The sequence below is a fragment of the Cohnella algarum genome (assembly GCF_016937515.1).
Taxonomy (GTDB): Bacteria; Bacillota; Bacilli; order Paenibacillales; family Paenibacillaceae; genus Cohnella; species Cohnella algarum.
In genome coordinates this window covers 4,234,213-4,250,411 of record NZ_JAFHKM010000002.1, presented here as the reverse complement: position 1 = coordinate 4,250,411, position 16,199 = coordinate 4,234,213, and the positions used below count along the sequence as shown (strand labels likewise).

General features: G+C 59.5%; 13 protein-coding genes and 1 pseudogene. 2 read left to right on the top strand and 12 right to left on the bottom strand.

Features of this window, described 5'->3' with window-relative positions; translation table 11 throughout:
- The first annotated feature begins 26 nt into the window (after window positions 1–26).
- Complete coding sequence (locus JW799_RS19025) at window positions 27–341, top strand: GNAT family N-acetyltransferase (RefSeq protein WP_205431181.1); 315 nt, start codon at window positions 27–29, stop codon at window positions 339–341.
- Between the two features lie 437 nt (window positions 342–778).
- On the opposite strand, the gene JW799_RS19020 is transcribed toward JW799_RS19025, so the two are convergent.
- The 7 genes from JW799_RS19020 to gpr form a co-directional block, all read right to left on the bottom strand.
- Complete coding sequence (locus tag JW799_RS19020) at window positions 779–2,116, bottom strand: ABC transporter substrate-binding protein (RefSeq protein WP_245809833.1); 1,338 nt, start codon at window positions 2,114–2,116, stop codon at window positions 779–781.
- A 75-nt stretch (window positions 2,117–2,191) separates the two neighbouring features.
- Complete coding sequence (locus JW799_RS19015; protein WP_080840561.1) at window positions 2,192–3,325, bottom strand: LacI family DNA-binding transcriptional regulator; 1,134 nt, start codon at window positions 3,323–3,325, stop codon at window positions 2,192–2,194.
- A 92-nt stretch (window positions 3,326–3,417) separates the two neighbouring features.
- Entirely contained in the window at window positions 3,418–4,245 is an 828-nt protein-coding gene (locus JW799_RS19010; RefSeq protein WP_080840562.1) for a carbohydrate ABC transporter permease, read from the bottom strand.
- A 1-nt stretch (window position 4,246) separates the two neighbouring features.
- Window positions 4,247–5,125, bottom strand: a complete 879-nt coding sequence (locus JW799_RS19005; RefSeq protein WP_080840563.1) for a carbohydrate ABC transporter permease — start codon at window positions 5,123–5,125, stop codon at window positions 4,247–4,249.
- A gap of 110 nt (window positions 5,126–5,235) precedes the next feature.
- A complete protein-coding gene (locus JW799_RS19000) occupies window positions 5,236–6,024 on the bottom strand; it encodes a response regulator (protein ID WP_080840564.1) in 789 nt (262 codons plus the stop codon).
- A 35-nt stretch (window positions 6,025–6,059) separates the two neighbouring features.
- The gene (locus tag JW799_RS18995; protein ID WP_338026297.1) at window positions 6,060–7,901 is read right to left on the bottom strand and encodes a cache domain-containing sensor histidine kinase; all 1,842 of its coding nucleotides are present in this window, start codon (window positions 7,899–7,901) and stop codon (window positions 6,060–6,062) included.
- A gap of 153 nt (window positions 7,902–8,054) precedes the next feature.
- Window positions 8,055–9,065: a GPR endopeptidase gene (gene gpr / locus JW799_RS18990; RefSeq protein WP_205431179.1), complete on the bottom strand. Its 1,011-nt coding sequence runs from the start codon at window positions 9,063–9,065 to the stop codon at window positions 8,055–8,057.
- Window positions 9,066–9,208: 143 nt separating this feature from the next.
- On the opposite strand from gpr, the gene rpsT reads away from it, so the two are divergent.
- The gene (gene rpsT, locus JW799_RS18985) at window positions 9,209–9,481 is read left to right on the top strand and encodes a 30S ribosomal protein S20 (RefSeq protein ID WP_080840567.1); all 273 of its coding nucleotides are present in this window, start codon (window positions 9,209–9,211) and stop codon (window positions 9,479–9,481) included.
- A 94-nt stretch (window positions 9,482–9,575) separates the two neighbouring features.
- Here the strand turns inward: rpsT and holA are convergent.
- From holA to JW799_RS18960, 5 genes and pseudogenes are all read right to left on the bottom strand, one after another.
- Window positions 9,576–10,522, bottom strand: a pseudogene (gene holA, locus JW799_RS30270) (DNA polymerase III subunit delta).
- A 359-nt stretch (window positions 10,523–10,881) separates the two neighbouring features.
- On the bottom strand, window positions 10,882–12,090 hold the full coding sequence (locus tag JW799_RS18975; RefSeq protein ID WP_205431177.1) for an anti-sigma factor family protein: 1,209 nt from the start codon (window positions 12,088–12,090) through the stop codon (window positions 10,882–10,884).
- Window positions 12,087–12,635 (bottom strand): RNA polymerase sigma factor, encoded by a 549-nt coding sequence (locus JW799_RS18970; RefSeq protein ID WP_080840570.1) that lies wholly within the window; start codon window positions 12,633–12,635, stop codon window positions 12,087–12,089. The genes JW799_RS18975 and JW799_RS18970 overlap by 4 nt, the downstream gene beginning before the upstream one ends.
- A 194-nt stretch (window positions 12,636–12,829) precedes the next feature.
- Window positions 12,830–15,517 (bottom strand): ComEC/Rec2 family competence protein, encoded by a 2,688-nt coding sequence (locus JW799_RS18965; RefSeq protein WP_205431175.1) that lies wholly within the window; start codon window positions 15,515–15,517, stop codon window positions 12,830–12,832.
- Between the two features lie 138 nt (window positions 15,518–15,655).
- The gene (locus JW799_RS18960; protein WP_080840572.1) at window positions 15,656–16,177 is read right to left on the bottom strand and encodes a deoxycytidylate deaminase; all 522 of its coding nucleotides are present in this window, start codon (window positions 16,175–16,177) and stop codon (window positions 15,656–15,658) included.
- Between the last annotated feature and the right edge of the window lie 22 nt (window positions 16,178–16,199).

Sequence of the window (16,199 nt, the reverse complement as noted above, 5' to 3'; positions counted from 1 at the left end):
CGGGAAGAACCTGTCGGGAAAAACGGATGAGGAGCTGGCTGCGGGGAGAATGGGAAATCGAGATCCTTTTGAACGACGAACAAGTTATCGGCTACGCGGTATTTCGACTCGGAGAGGACGATTTCGAGCCGGACGAAAAGTTCGTTTACCTTCGGCAGTTTTATATAAGAAGAGAGCATCGTCGCAAAGGATACGGCACCGGCGCGCTAGCGCATTTGATCCGTTTTTCGTTTCCCGAAGGCGCAAAGGTGTGCGTTGACGTCCTGAATGCGAACGCGCGCGGGGTCCGCTTTTGGAGGAAATTCGGGTTTGAGCCGTATTGGACTCGCATGGAGCTTTAAAACGACAAAGCATGAGGGAGCCGAAGCTGCATTTCCGAATCGGGCTAGAACGTTGCCAAGCTTTCCGAAAAACCCGGCCGCATGTCCTTATGTCCTCGGCCTGCGCGAGGCTGTTTGCGCATGGCCGGGCGAGATGGGTAATTTTTACTCAACTGAGTGCGATTCAGGTGCATCGACGGTCGAAATGGGCAATTTTTACTCAACTGGAGTGCGTTCCAGGCGTATAGATGATCGAGATGGGTAATTTTTACTCAACTGAGTGCGGACTCAGGCACATCGACGATCGAGATGTCGCCGGACAAATATTCGGTACAGCCCGAGCGGCGTACCCGTGCCCCCGCGAGCTTGTCCGGATCTTTCGCGGATAAAGAAGGACGAGGCGCCGCAGGGCAGCCCCGTCCCGTTTTGGTCCCGGCTCATCAATTTTCGATCGGCGATCAGTACCCCAGCTCTTTTTTCGCCTTCGCCCACTTTTGGTTCAAGTCGTCGAACGCTTTTTGCAAATCCTTCGCCATCACCAGCTCCTGATCCACGCTGCCGGTGCCGAGCGCGATTTCGGCCTTGTTCGCGATTTCGTTGTACCGCGGGTCGGTGAATTCGCTTTCGATATAGTTCGGGTTAAACGAAGCGAACTCGGCCATTTGCGGCACTTTCGGCTCCTGGCTTTTGACGATCGGCATGAAGCCGGAATCTTCCACGTAGCCGGATTCCTTGACGAAGAACTCGACCCAGGCGATGGCCAGCTCCTTGTTTTTGCTGTCCTCGCTTACGCCGATAAAATAGTCCCCGCCGAGCGGAACGTTGTACGTGCCGCCGTTGTCGTACGGGAGCGGAAAGAAGCCGATATCTTCGGACTTCGCCCCCGCGCCGATGACCTGCGGAATGACCCAGTTGCCGAGAAAATACATCGCGGCCTTGCCGGAAGCAATCTCGCCTTTGGACATCTCCCAATTGTTTGTGGACAAATCTTTCTCCACCCACTCGTTTTCGACGAACGTTCTGGCGATCTGGATCAGCTTGCCCCACGGTCCGTCCACCGTGAACGGAGCCTCCTGGGCGATAAGCGTGTCGGTCCATTTCGCGTCGCCGGCGACGTAGGCGTAGGAATTTTCTCCCCAGTTCGTCATCGGCCACTGGGCGCCGAAGTTCATGTACAGCGGAATGATGCCCGCCTCTTTCAGCTTCGCGGCCGCGTCGTACAGCTCGTCGAGCGTCGTCGGCACTTTGTCGACGCCGGCCTTGGCGAACGCGGTCTTGTTATAGACGATTCCCTGCGTGTTCACGCCGGTCGTGATGCCGTAGCGCTTGCCCTCGTGGGAACGGATATCGGGAAAATAAACGTCCTCGAACATGGAATCCGGCAGCGGCTCGTAATAGTTGGGAAGCTCGCTCGTCGCCATTCCCCCGTCCAGCATGTTGACGTCGCCGGCTTCGCCGGTCGTAATCCTTACTTTAATGTCGGTCGCGTAGTTGGTGAGCGCCTCGAACTCGATTTCGGCGCCGGGGTATTTTTCCTTGAATTTGGCCGCGTATTTGTCCATCGTGCCGTCGTTCACGAGATCGGTCCGGTGCGACAGCACTTTGATTTTCCCCGTCAACGCGGAAGCTGACGGCTCCGAGCTGGCGCTCGGCGACGCGGAAGCGGATTCCGAAGCCGAAGGAGACGGCGAGGCGGACGGCGACGAACCGTTGTTGCCGTTGTCGCCTCCGCTGCAGGCGGCAAGCAAGGCGGCGGCGAGCATGACCATCAGGATGACCGGCGAAACTTTTTTCACGTTTGTTCCCCCCAACAATCGATTTGAGTTCCATTGGATTCCATTTAACGAGATGGCATCGCTTACATTTACTCATTATAGAGAAAATGGGAGGGGATAAAAGGCAATGCATTTGTTTTTATTGTCGTCGGTTATGCTAAATGCGCCGGCGCGGTTTCGCCCCGTTCGGGCGGTTGCCGACTGCCGCAGCACGACGTCTCCCGTCAGCAAAATCCGCTCCCGCGGTTCTCCCGGACGTTCGATCCGCCGCAGCAGCGCTTCCACCGCCCGCCGGCCGAGCCCTTCCTTGTCCACGTGAACGGTCGTCAGCGGCGGCCGCGCGAGCGCGGCGTCCTCGATGTTGTCGAACCCCGTCACCGAGCAGTCCGCGGGCACGCTCGCGCCGAGCTTCATCAGCGCGGTCATGGCGCAAATGGCGAGCGAATCGTTGGCGCAAACGAGCGCCGTCGGCAGCGTCCCTTCGCCGAGCATGCGGCGAAGGATCGGCTCCAGCGCTTCCGTCAGCTCGGACCGGTTCTCGCCCGCGAGCGCAAGCAATTCCGGCTCCTGGAAGCCGCCGATTTCCCGCTCCTCGAGCGCCGAACGAAACCCGAGCCACCGCTCGCCAAAGCTGCGCGAATACCGGATGTTTCCGACAAACTGCAGCCGGAGGTGCCCTTCGCCGATCAAATAGTCGACGATCCGCCGCATGCCTTCGCCGTTGTTCGCGAACAGCGCGTCGGCCGGAACGAGCGGATCTTCGTGGTCGACGAGGACGAACGGGATGCGCAGGCTCCGGACTTCCAGCAGCTGCTGGCCCGAAATCAGCCCGACGCCGATCAGCCCGAGCACGCCCTCCGGATTGATCAGCCGCGCCAGCGAACCCTCGCCCTGCTCCGTCGCCAGCATCATGCCTAATTTCCGTTTTTCGAGAGCGAAGTCGATGCCGTCGATAATTTTCCCCCAATATCGCGACCCCCGGGTTTGATACCGCACGTTCGGGATGAGCACGACGACCGTCTCTCCCTTCCGTTCTCCGCCCGCCGCCGAACGCCCGCGCGCCCGGCTCGTTCGATTTTGCGCGAAATAGCCGAGCTGCGTCGCCGTCTCGATAATTTTGGCGCGCGTATCCGCGCTGACGCCGGACTTCCCGGACAGCGCCTTGGACACGGCGAACTTGGACAAGCCGAGCCGTTCGGCAATTTGCTGCATCGTGACTTTGCTGGACACCTGATCCCTGCTTTCGCTCGGTCGATTTTCGCCGAATTGCCAAATTTTTCGTTATCATAACATAGACCGAACGTTCGCGAAACGGGACATCGTCATTTGACCGCGCCGCTGGTCACCCCGGAGAAAATATACCGCTGCATGAACAGGAAGACGACTACCGTCGGGATAAAAATCAGGAGAATGCCGGCGGAAATCACGTTGATTTGCGCGGCGTTCGGGCCGACGAACGAATAGATCGCCGTCGAGACGACGCGAAGCTTCTGGCTGGGCATATACAAATAGGGCGTATAAAAGTCGTTGTAGATTTGAATCGTTTTGAGGATGACGAGCGTCGCGGTCGCGGGACCGAGCAGCGGAAAAATGATCGAGCGGTAAATGCGAAACAAAGAGGCTCCTTCGATCATCGCGCTTTCGTCCAAATCCTTCGGGATGCTGTTGATGTACTGGAGATAAATGACGATTTGCAGCACATCCGCGCCGATATACAGCAAGATGGGAGCGGACAGGCGGTTGTAGGCGCCCAGCGCCTGGATGACGCTGAACGTCGCCACCTGGGTCGTAATGGCCGGGATGATCTGCGCGATCAAATACATGCCCATGATCGGCTTGCGCAGCTTGAATTCGAAACGGCCGAGCGCGTAAGCCGTCATCGTGCCGAGCAGCACGTTTCCGGCGACGGCGACGACCAGGATGATCAAAATGTTTTTAAAGCCGAGCCCGAGCTTGCCGACCTCGTACACCTTCGCGAAGTTATCGAAGTTCAGGAAGCTTTCGGGCAGCCGGAGGCCGGACTGGTAATATTCGACCTGCGTTTTGAACGAACCGACGAATACCGAATAAATCGGAAAAAAGACGATAAACAGGCCGACGATCAGCGTCGCGTATTGAAGCGCCCGTATCCATGCGGGGGTGCGAACCATCCTATTTCTCCTCCCGGAACAACAATTTCCGCTGCGCCGCGATCACGAGGACGACCATGATCAGCAGCACGATCGCCATCGCGGAGGCCAGCCCCGCCTTTTGAAACTTGAACGCCATATCGAGCGTGGAAATGACGAAGGTGGACGTATCGTTGGCGCCGAGCATCATGATGTACGGAATTTCGAACGCTTCGAGCGCGCCGGTCAGCGTCAAAATCATCATCAGCTCGACGACGCGCCGGATGGACGGGAACGTGACGAAACGGAACGTTTGCCAGGACGACGCCCCATCGATTTTCGCGGCTTCGTAATAGTCGTGCGGGATCGATTGCAGCGCCCCGATAAAAATGACCATATTCAGCCCCATGTACTTCCAGACGGAAATGAAGGCGAGCGATACGTTGACGAGCGCCGGGTCCCCGAGCCACATTCGCTGCCAGCCGGCCAAGCCGACTTCGCCGAGCAGCAGGTTCAACGATCCGTATTCGGCATGGTACAGCGCCCGGAACATGATGACGATCGCCGTGCCGTGCAGGACGTAAGGCAGAAACAGACTCGCGCGAAAAAAGTTCCGCCCCTTGAGACGGCCGCTCAAAATGACGGCAAAATAGAGCGCGACCGCCGTCTGAACGAGTCCTCCGACGAAATAATAAGCGTTGTTTTTGAACGTTCCGAAAATGTCCGGGCGCGAGAAAATTTCGGCGTAGTTGGCAAAGCCCACCCATTTCATGTCCCAGCCGACGCCGCTCCAATCGGTGAAGCTGTACGCCAGCATCGAAAACGCCGGATAAAACGAAAACGTCAAGCACAAAAGCACGGGAACGGTTAAAAATCCGAACAAGATGGCGATTCGCTGCTTTTTGTAGCTCATCCGAAACACGTTTTTTGCCCCCTCCTTTATCCTCTCCTCGCCGATCTGCCTTCGTGGCACCGCTTTCATACGAGATTATAAAAGGATTGAAGCGGGAATATAAGGGAGCCCGTTTGTTTTTATTGTCTTTTATTGGGCATTGTTTCGGCGCTGCGCGCAAGTCCGGCCCGCTCCCGATACTCTTTCGGCGTCATGCCGGCCGTCCTCTTGAACACTTTGTTGAAGTAGGCCGGATCGGCGTATCCGACCCGTTCTCCGACCTCGTACGTTTTGAGCTCGCGGCGTTCGCGCAGCAAATCCTTCGCCCTCCCGATTCTCACGCCGATCCAGTAATCGGTGATCGTTTCCCCGGTTACGTGCCGAAACAGCTTGCTCAAGTAGCTCGGCGTCAAATACACCGTCTCCGCCAGCTTCGAAAGCTCCAGCTCCTCCCGGTAGTGCTCGCGGATAAACGCTTTGACCGCTTCGACCGCGCTGTTGTCGGATTCCCGCCGGAGGAGCTCGGAATCGGCCGGATCGCCGCGTTCCCGCCGTCCTTCGACCTCGGCTCTGACCCGGATCAGCAGCTGTTCGAGTTCCTCCCGGTCGACCGGCTTGAGCAAATAATCCTGCACGTTGAGCCGGATTGCCCGCTTCGCAAAGCTGAAGTCGCTGAACCCGCTGACGACCGCCAGCTTGATTTCCGGCCGCCTGCGGCGAAGCTCGCCGATCAATTGAAGGCCGTCCATTTGCGGCATTTTGATATCGGTGATCACCAGGTCGGCTTCCTCCCCGTGCAGCCGGTCGAGCAAATCCTGCCCGCTCGCGTAGCATCCGACCACCCGGCAAAATTCGTCCGTCTTCTCGATCAGCTTGGCTAGTCCGAGCCGGATTCGTTCCTCGTCGTCGACAACGGCAACCTTCAGCATCGTTCGTCCTCCTTTTTTCGGATGAAATTCGCGGTTCAGCCCGCGGGCAGGCGAACCGTTACGACCGTTCCGCGGCCGGGTTCGCTGTCGACCGCAAGGCCGTATGCTTCCCCGTATCGCAGCTTCAGCCGTTCGTGCACGTTGCGCAGCCCGATCCCCCTGCCGTCCCACTCCCCGGGCGGCCGGTTCAGGCTCGACCGGAGCCGCAGCAGCGTATCCGGCTCCATTCCGCCCCCGTCATCGGCTACGGCGAACAGCCGGTCGGCCCCTTCGACCCGGCTTTCGATGCGAATGCGCAAATGCGGCTTCGATTCGTCCAGCCCGTGATAAACGGCATTTTCCACGATCGGCTGAAACAGCAGCTTCATCACCTGAATCGGTTCCTCCGCCTCCGGCAGCTCCAGCGCGAAGCGATCCGAATACCGGTAGTTCAGCAGCTTGACGTACATTCGCAAATGCTCCCATTCCCTTGCGAGCGGAACGGTCTCCTTGCCTGCATGGATGCTGTACCTGAGCAGCTTGCCGAGCAGTTGGGCCATATCCCCCACTTCGTCGTCGTCGTGCAAAACGGCCGTCATCCGGATCGATTCCAGCGTATTGTAAATAAAATGCGGGTTGATTTGCTGCTGCAGCGATTGCAGCTCCGCCTCCTTTTTCCGTTGCTCCATCGCGTAAATATCGGCAATGAGCAGCTTCACCCGGTCGATCATCCGATTGAAAGCGCTGCCAACCAAGCCGATTTCATCTCTTCGGACGACGGGAAATACGACGTCGAGATTGCCTTTTTGCACTTTTTTCATCAGACGCACGAGGGAACGAAGCGGCCGCGTCAGGGCGAAAGCGGATACGAGCGAGATCAGCAGCGCGAACCCGACGATGAGCGTGGCGAACACGAGCGTCTGGTTGCGGATAAGCCGAGCTTCCGCCGTCAGCGTTCGCTCCGGAATGGCGACGAGCGCCTTCCAGCCGGTCACCTCCGATCGCTTGTAAATCGTCAAAACCCGCTCCCCGCCGCTAGCGGCGCGGAAGCTTCCCTCCGGCCCGGCCGTTTGCCTCAAAAGATCGTTCTCCGGCCACGTTTGGCCCAAATATTGGCGGCCGCTGTCGTAAATGACCTTCCCGCCGTCGTCGACGATGAGCGTCGTTCCCGATGTCGTGTCGTCCATGTCCCGGACGATGCTTTCGATGACGCCGATGTTCGCGTCGACCGCGATCATCCCGAGCGGCTCGTACGTCGAAGGATCGATGATTTGCCGGACGACGGTAAAGACGTACCGTTTGCCGCTCGCCCACTCCCCGACCTCCTGGGTGCTGACGAGAACGGGAGCGCCGTGCGCTTCGGCCGCCATTTCCCGCCATTTCGGGTAAACGGTTCGCAAATCCGAGCGGATTCCCGAGCTTTTGACGGCGTAATAAACGTTCCCGAACCGGTCGAACAGGTAAACCGTATTCGTTCCCTGCTTGATATTGTTCAAAAAATAAATGCTGCTGCCGATTTTTCGCTGGATATCGATCGTTCTTTGCTGGTCTCCGGGCAGCAGGCTCGGAACGTTTTCTTCGGGCAGCGCGCGCCCTTCGTAGTATTGGTTGGACATTTTCAAACCGGCCTGGATGGCGTCCAGATAAGAAGGAATGATGGAAATCTTTCTCATGTCGGCAATGTAGTCGTCCAACTTGCCCATGGTTTTGTCGGTCATTTGAGTGACATAGGCTGCCGTATTGCGCTCGATAGAATCGGAATAACGGAGGGCGGACACGTAGCTGAGGATTCCGATCGGCAGGATGATCAAAAACAAAAAGACGATCAGCAGCTTTCCTTCCATTCGTTGAGCGGGCCAACGCAGGAAAGACGGCAGGCGAAACCCCCTTCTGCTCACTTTGTCACCCCCTTTTTCGGGAGGAATGTAGCCGTTGCGATTGATTATAATCTGATTTTGTTATGCTAACAACAATAAAAAACAAGCTAACCGATCGCAGGCGACACCTAACGACGGTTAGCTTTCGTTTCGTTTTTTTCGCCTCTCATTCGTTTAATGCGTATAAGCCGCGACGTTGTCGGTATCCACCGCTTCGTGAAGCGCGGCGTTCAGCCCGCTCGCGATAATGTTGGCGATATCCTCCATGAACTGGTCGATTTCCTTCGGCGTTACAAGCAAATTGTGCCCGACCGGATCGAGCACCTCCTTGACGAGCTGCAGCCGCTCCTGCTCGGCCATCGAGCCGAAGACGCCGAACAGCGGCGCGGTATTGTCGGTATGTTTTTTCATGTGCTCGATTACCATGTCCATCGTATTGTTGACGATCGTGGAGGCGTAGACGACCGTCGGCACGCCGATCGCGATGCACGGCACGCCGAGGATGTCGCGGGTGAGCCCTTTGCGCTTGTTGCCGATGCCGGAGCCGGGGTGGATGCCCGTATCCGCGATCTGGATCGTCGTATTGACCCGGTCCAGCGAACGGGCGGCCAGCGCGTCGATGGCGATGACGACATCGGGCTTGGATTGGTTCACGATGCCTTGCACGATATCGCTCGACTCGATGCCTGTCGTGCCGAGCACCCCCGGAGCGACCGCGCTCACGGCGCGATAGCCCGGACTGACCTGGTCGGGCATCAGCTCGAAAAATTGCCGGGTGACCATCGTGTTTTCGACGACGAGCGGACCGAGGGCATCCGGCGTCACGTTCCAGTTGCCGAGCCCGACGATCAAAATGCTGGCGGAAGCTCCGACTCCGATCCGCTGCAAAAACGTTTCGAATTCGCGGGCGAACGCCGTCGCCACTTTATCCTGCAAATCCGAATCCCCGCGACGCAGTTCCGGCACCTCCAACGTGACGTAATGGCCGACCATTTTGCCGATACGGTTCGCGCCTTCCTCGTTTTGAATATGCATTCGCGTGACGGTAATTCCGTTTTCCTTGTTCGTCTCGCTCGTCACGCCGGGGATGCTGCCGTTCTCGTCGGTCTGCGCCGCTTCCCTGGCTTCCAATGCCAGATCGGTTCTTACTCCGTATGCGCTTAAGTCCAAATCTCGATCGCCCACGTTGGCGTTGCCCCTTTCGTTCGTTTGAATTCCGTTCGCTTAAGGCGCGCCCGGGATTTGCTTGCGTTTTGCCCCCCTGCATGATAGAATGTTACAAGTTGTGTGGAGAAATACTTCTTGTTTTGCAGTGGGAGGTGAAATGAATGCCGAATATCAAATCCGCCATCAAACGGACCAAGACGAGCGAGAAGCGCCGTCTGCGTAACGCTTCCCAAAAATCCGCCCTCCGTACGGCCGTCAAACAGGCTGACCAAGCGGTTGTCGGAACCGATGTGAACGTTGCTAAAGAAGCCCTTCAATTGGCTCAGAAGAAGCTGGACAAAGCGGTAACCAAAGGCCTCATCCATAAAAATGCGGCTGCCCGCAAAAAATCCCGCCTGGCCAAAAAGTTGAACGCTCTGTCCCAACAAGCGTAAGCTTGTTTCTGACATAAGCAGCGCCAAAAAGCCGATCTTTGCGTTTCGACGCATCGAACGGCTTTTTTCGTTTGCCGGGGTCCAGGCCTGTCCGTCAGCCTGTCGGCGTTCCCGCTTCCATCAGGAACAATTCCAGGCCGAGCGTTTTTTCCACTTGTCCCGTCTTCATCTCGTAGTCGAGCTCGGCAAGCCGGCTCAGCAGCGCCGTCAGCCGCTCGGTGCTGAAGCCGCGGATATGCTCGCTCGTCACCTTCACCGCATACGGGTGCAGCCCGAGCTGGCCGGCCATTTGCTGCGGCGTATAGCCTTGCTTCGCCAGCTCCTTGATGAACAGCATGTTGCGGAATTGCCTGACGAGCAGCGCCGTCAGCTTGATCGGCTCTTCCCGCTGCTTGAGCAAATCGTAATAAAGCGCGAGCGCCTTGTCCGTGCGCAGCGCAGCGATCTCCTCCGTCAGCTTGAACACGCTTTGTTCGATGCTGGCCGGCACAAGCTCCGCGACCGACGCGGCGGTTACCGTCCCCGATCGCCGGCATGCAGGCACAGCTTGTCCGTTTCCGCGGCGAGCGATCCCATATCCGTCCCGATTCGGCGCAGCAGCTCATCCAGCGCGGACGTTTCGAAGCGCCGTCCTTGCCTTTCCGCCCTGCGGGCGATCCATTGCATCAAATCGTCCGCCGACAGCTGCGCGAAACGAACGACGTTGTCGGCTTGCTTGGCGGTTTTGGTCAGTTTTTTGCGTTCGTCCAGCTTTTCGTGAGGGACGAGGAAGACGAGTATCGTCGTTTCCGACGGCGTTCGCATATAGTCCAGGAGCCGTTCGGTTCGGTGCTCGATTTTGGCGGATTCCTTGCCCGCCGAAGCGAACACGACGCTGTCGCGCACGAACACCAGCTTATAAGGCACGAGAAACGGAAGCGTTTCGGCTTCGTCGACGATTTGGTCGATTGAAACCTCCGACGTGCTGAAGCGGACGATCGCCATGTCGCGGTGTTCCGGTTCGATCAGTTTGCCCGCCAACTGCTCCGCGAATTCGTTCATGCGATACGCTTCGGTGCCGTAGCAAACGTATAGCGGGCGGATTTTGCCGTCGCGCAGCTCGCGGAAAGCTTGACTGGATTCCATAACGAACTCCTTTCCGTTCGCGAATTCCGGCCGAGCCGATATATCGGACGACCTCCTTCGTCGCTTATCTGAAAAATTATACGTGCAGTTCGGCAAAAAAACAACAAAGAGACCGCGCCCAGTCAAGGCGCGATCCCTTTGTCGTAGGACATCTATGTCAACGTCCGCCGGCCCGGTCCATGGTACCGCGCGCGAACGACCGCGACCTTCGTCCTTCTGTCGGCTTTCGCCGTTCGATACACTATACGCAGTTTGCGGCCGAAAGGTGCGCCCGTTTACGGCGCCGCTTGCTCTCCCTTTTCCGCGCTCCACGCATAGCTCGTCGCTTTCCCGTCGCTTTCCGCGAACGCGTAATACAGCTCGGCGCCGTCTTCGCTCCAACGCACGTCGGAAAAGCTCCCCGTCAATCCGCTCTCGAACAGGAGCGCGCCGTCGGCGGCGTAAACCTTCAACCTCTCGCTCTCCACCAGCGCGTAGCGCGAACCGTCCGGCGACGGGATCGAAGCGCTCGTCAAGGAAGGGGCCGAATCTTCCGGCACGTTCATCCCCGAAGCTTCCCCCGTGCCGCCGCCGTCTGCCGGCGTCTCCGCTTCCGGTTCGCCGGCAACGGGCTTCTCGGCCGCGGAGAAGCCGGGGGCCGCTCCTTCGGTCGGCGGGGCTGCGGGAACCGGCCCCCCTAACGTCGGCGCTTCGGTTTCCGAGTTCCCGCGGGCGGGCGCCCCCGGAGCCGATCCCCCGGATTCCGGGGCTTCCGAAGCCGGCGCTCCGCCGGAGTCGCCCGCTTGCGCTTGCCCCTGCTCGCCCGCGCCGTTCGATTCCGTCAGCGGCGGAACCGCCGCGCTTTCCTGCCCGATGCCGGAATTCGCATCGGGTTCGACGGCGAAGCCCCGGGCTTCGGGAGCCGCCTCGTCCGCCGAAGCCGAATTTTCGGCCGCGGGGGCTTCCTGCTTCATCATTTTCAAGCTGAAGCTTTCGCTCGCGTCGGATGCGGCGCGGTCCATCTCCGACCGGGATAACCAGGAGGATGGATCGGAGAGGATAACCGCCGCGACGACGGCAGCCGCCGCCGCGATCGCCCCCAGCCGGCGCTTCCACGGCCGCGAAGGGCGGGCCGCGGGCTTGGCGCGTTCGGCTTCCGCTTCGGCTTCGGCTTCGAGTTCAGCTTCGGTCTCGGCTTCGGCTTCGGCGCCGGCTGCGGGAATCGCGTCGGCTTCGGAGGAACCGTTGTCCTTCCCTTCCGCGCGAGCGGCTTCCCGTTCGGCATCGATTTGGTCCAGCTTCGGCAAAATGGCGTCCACCAGGCTGAAACGGGGCTCTACTCGGGGCAGGTCGGCCAGGTTGTTCGACAGGCGGACGAGGCGCTCGAGCAAAACCGCGCATTCCGGGCATGCTCGAATATGATCCGTCATGCGCGTTTGTTCCTGCAGGCTCAGATCTCCGTCAAGCGAACGCTGCATGAGTTCCATCACCTCTTCGCAATTCATCCCCGGACACCACCTTTCCGATAATCATGCAGCAGCACTTGCAGCTGTTGCCGGGCTCTAAACAAATAAGACTTGACCGTATTAAGCGGCAAATTCAACGAATCCGCAATTTCGTTGTACGAAAAATCCTGCAAATACCGCAAAACGACGACCGTCCGATGATGCTCGGGCAGCTTGCCGATCGCCTCGCGGATGTCCTCGGCCGCGTAATGCGCCATCACTTCCCCTTCCACGTCGTCGGTAGCGTGAAAAACCAGCTCGTGCTCGTCGATGGATACGGAAGGGCGGCTGCGACGGAACTTGTCGATGCAGATGTTCGTCACGATGCGCTGAACCCATGTGCGGAACTGGGCTTTCTCCTCGTAGGAACCGATTTTGCTATAAATGCGGATAAGCGCCTCCTGCGAAGCGTCCAAAGCGTCCTGCTCGTTATTCAATAAGTAATAGGCCGTTCGGTAAACTTGATTTTCGATCTCGCGGAGCAGCGCGACAAGGGCGTCGCGATCGCCGGCTTGCGCAGCTTTGATCAGGCTAAGCTCCACCACAGAAGATCCTCCTCCCCTGCACTTCCATTGACGCGATCTTTCGTTAAAAGGTTGCATCCCGCATGTCCCGCTCCGCAGGGAATTTTATCCGTCGCGGATTTCGGGAGGCCGAAGACGCCAACATTCACAGTCTAGCAAAAAACTTATCGTTTGTCTGTCCGGCAATCGGTTACGGAAAATTTTTCGCAAAAAGGCTACGAATCGGAAGAGCTTCCCAGCTTCATGCGTTTGGCGAGCCGTCCGTCGGGCGATACCCTGTACTGGATTTCGCCGTTCAGGTCGGTTCTGGCATACGGAATATTCATCCGCTTCAACCGTTCGAGAACGGACGGGTGCGGATGCCCGTAAAAATTGTTGCGGCCGGCCGATATGACGACCTCTCCGGGACTCCAGCGCATGAGCCAAATCGCCGTCGTCGACGTTTTGCTCCCGTGGTGGCCCGCTTTCAGCACGTCGACGGCGGCCGTCTCCGGCCCGGCTCCCCGTTCCGCAAGCCGGTTAACGACGGCGGCTTCCCCTTGCTTTTCCAAATCGCCCGGAAGCAAAAACCGACGTCCGTACATATTCAGCAGCAGCACGACGCTTCGGTCGTTTTGCTCTTCCGCGACGGGAATCGCGTTGTCCGGGCGCGCGGTTTCCTCCGCCGGATACAGCACCTCGATTTGCGCCGTCTCGTCGATCTCCCACGTCATGCCTTCGCGGACCGCATAGACGTTCGCTCCCGACCGAAGCGCCAGCTCGAATACGCGAAGCGCTTCCGCCGCCGGCTTGAGCGTTCCGTTGAACAAAACCGAGCGCACCGGAAACGCGCCGAGCACGGCCGCCGCCCCGCCGATATGATCCTGGTCCAGGTGCGTCAGCACCAGCGCATCCAACTCCCGAACGCCGCGCGCCTTGAGCAGCGGCACGACCGTTTTCCGTCCCACTTCGTACGGATCGCGGCGTTCCCGCCACGCCTCGTCCTCCTTGCGAAACGTTACGGTTCCTCCCGCATCCACCAGAATATGCCGGCCTTTTCCGGTGCGGATCAAAATGCCGTCGCCCTGCCCGACATCGAGAAACGCCACCGAGCCGTCGCGGTTCAGCCATGCGGGCTGCAGGCCCCATATAAGCCACCCGGCCCACAGGACAAGCGCAATCAGCGCCCCGAACCGGACGATTCCCGCATTCCCCGTCAGCCCCGGTTTCGGCCATTCCGCCGACGGTTCCGCCTCCCCGCCGAACAGCGGTTTCGTATCGTTCCCCTCGCTTTGCAAAGAACCGGCGTAAGCCGCAACGAGGCTTGCCCTGCGCTCCGCGTCGAACCGCATGTCCGCCTCCCGCCTCAGCCGCTCGGCCCGACGCCGCGCCGACGCTTCGTTCTCCCGCCGCCGGGTCAGCCCCGCCTTGAGCAGCGCGGCGCTCGCGCCCAGCAAAACGTAGCCCGCCGCAACCCAAAGCAGCGAAGGCTGGGGCCAGTACGTCTGCATGCCGTCGATCGCCTGCAGTCGCCCCGTCGCGGCAAAGGTGAGCCGGTTGCACCAGGAAGCGGCCCAGGCCGCGTAAGCCCCGACGGGCTGCCACGCCGCTCCGAGTACGACCGACGCCATGCCGAGCGGCATCACGATAAAGCTGATGAACGGTACGAGCACGAGGTTGGACAATAACGACAGCAAGTGAAACTGGTGAAAATAAAAGATCGAGACCGGCAGCGAGCAAGCTTGCGCCGTTATCGCGACCGCCAGCGCGCCGCGAAGCGATTTGTTCCGGACAGGGAGGCATGCGGACACGAGCGGCACCAGCGCGATCAGTCCCAACGTCACGATAAACGAAAGCTGGAAGCTGACGTTTTCGATCATGATCGGATTCACGATCAGCATGGCCAGGGCGGATGCTGCCAAAAGGTGGAGTCCGTCCTTGAGCCGGTTTTTTCGCGCCAAAAAAAGCGCCAGCATCGCCATCAGACACGCTCTTACGGCAGAAGGAGAAGCTCCCGTCAGCAGCATGTAGACCGGCATTGCCGCGATCGTCGCGTCCAGCGACCGTTCGCGGCTCAGCCGAAACAACGCGCCGAGGCGGAGCAGCAAAAAAACGACGACGCCGACGTGAAGGCCGGAGATGGCAAGCACGTGCGTCAGCCCGAGCTTGGCGAAGACGTCGAACTGCTCCGGATCGAGATCTTCCCGAATGCCGGCGACGAGCCCTTTCATGTAGCCGGCATCCGCCTCGCCGTACAGCTCGTCCATCAGCTTGCCGATACCCGCCCGCCGTTCGTCGATCCAGCGCAACGCGGCATCCGGCCAGGACACGCGCTCGCCCGACCGCTCGACGGCGCCGGCGCCGTCGGCGGACAGCACCCAATGAACGCGCTCGCGTTTCAAATACGCGCGGTAATCGAAGCCGCCGAAGTTGGTCGCCGTCCCGGGCAGCTCCAGCTCCCCTTCGACGCGGACGCCGTCCCCGCGCTTCCACGTTCCCGCGGTCCCGATTTCCGATTCGGCGGAAAGCCTAACCCGAACGAGCAGCTTCTCCTTCGGCTCGACGGTCCGACCCGCAATCCGGGAGACCGCCATTCGGAACGTGACGACATCTCCGTCGATATCGGGGGGAGAAATCAGCTTTCCGGCCGCGACCGCTAGCCGGCCGTCCGGCTCGCCAAGCAGCTCGTCCAGGACGGTAACGTTCCGTGATTCGAACCATGCCCGCTCGCCCGCGGACAGCGCGACGGCGAGAGCGAGCGCGAGCGCGATGCGCCAAGGCATTCGCGAGATGCAGGCATAGGCGAGGAGCAGCATCAGCATTCCCGCGACCGCCGCAAACGCCGGCCAGCCGGCCCACAGCGACAGGGAGGCATTTCCCGCCGCCCAGCACCCCGCAAAAGCGACAAGCGGCCTCTTCGCCATTTCCGTTCCTCCTCCTTTTTCGACTTGGCCTGGCCTAACCTCGGCTTGCTTCAAACCTTCTTGCAGGAACGCAAAAAAAGAACCTCCGACGCCCGCGGGCGCGAAAGGTTCTTCCTTGTCGCTCTGACGATTCGCTATTCAATTCGCTTCATCCTGGACTTCGGTGTCCGGAGGCGGCGTATACTCCTCGATCCGCCGAAACACGAGGCCCTTCCGCGCCATCAGGGCGGAAACCTTGTCATGATCCTTCGCGTACGGCCGGCGGTACACGATCTCCTTGATGCCGCTGTTGGCGAGCATATTCGCGCACGTCCAGCACGGCTGATCGGTCACGTACACCGTCGACCCTTCGCGGTCAATGCGGTCGGTGAACAGCAGCAAATTTTGTTCGGCGTGGATCGTCCGGATGCAGCGCTGCTTTTTGACCATCGATTCCGTTCCGCCTCCCGGGGCGGGCTCGAACTCCTCCACGATCATGCAGCCCGCTTCCGAGCAATCCGGCACTCCCATCGGCGCCCCGTTGTAGGCGGTGCCGAGCAATTTTTTTCCCTGCACCAATACGGCGCCGACATGCCGCCGCGGACAGCGCGACCGGGTCGAAACCATGAACGCGATATCCATAAAATAAGTGTCCCAATCTTTGCGCACGGATGTCGCCATGGCGAACTGACTCCTCCCGTCC

Coding starts and splice junctions, on each gene's coding strand:
- JW799_RS19010 (WP_080840562.1), bottom strand. CDS start 4,245: ATGGTTCGCACCCCCGCATGGATACGGGCGCTTCAATACGCGACGCTG.
- JW799_RS19000 (WP_080840564.1), bottom strand. CDS start 6,024: ATGCTGAAGGTTGCCGTTGTCGACGACGAGGAACGAATCCGGCTCGGA.
- rpsT (WP_080840567.1), top strand. CDS start 9,209: ATGCCGAATATCAAATCCGCCATCAAACGGACCAAGACGAGCGAGAAG.
- JW799_RS18960 (WP_080840572.1), bottom strand. CDS start 16,177: ATGGCGACATCCGTGCGCAAAGATTGGGACACTTATTTTATGGATATC.
- JW799_RS18965 (WP_205431175.1), bottom strand. CDS start 15,517: ATGGCGAAGAGGCCGCTTGTCGCTTTTGCGGGGTGCTGGGCGGCGGGA.
- JW799_RS18975 (WP_205431177.1), bottom strand. CDS start 12,090: ATGAATTGCGAAGAGGTGATGGAACTCATGCAGCGTTCGCTTGACGGA.
- JW799_RS19025 (WP_205431181.1), top strand. CDS start 27: ATGAGGAGCTGGCTGCGGGGAGAATGGGAAATCGAGATCCTTTTGAAC.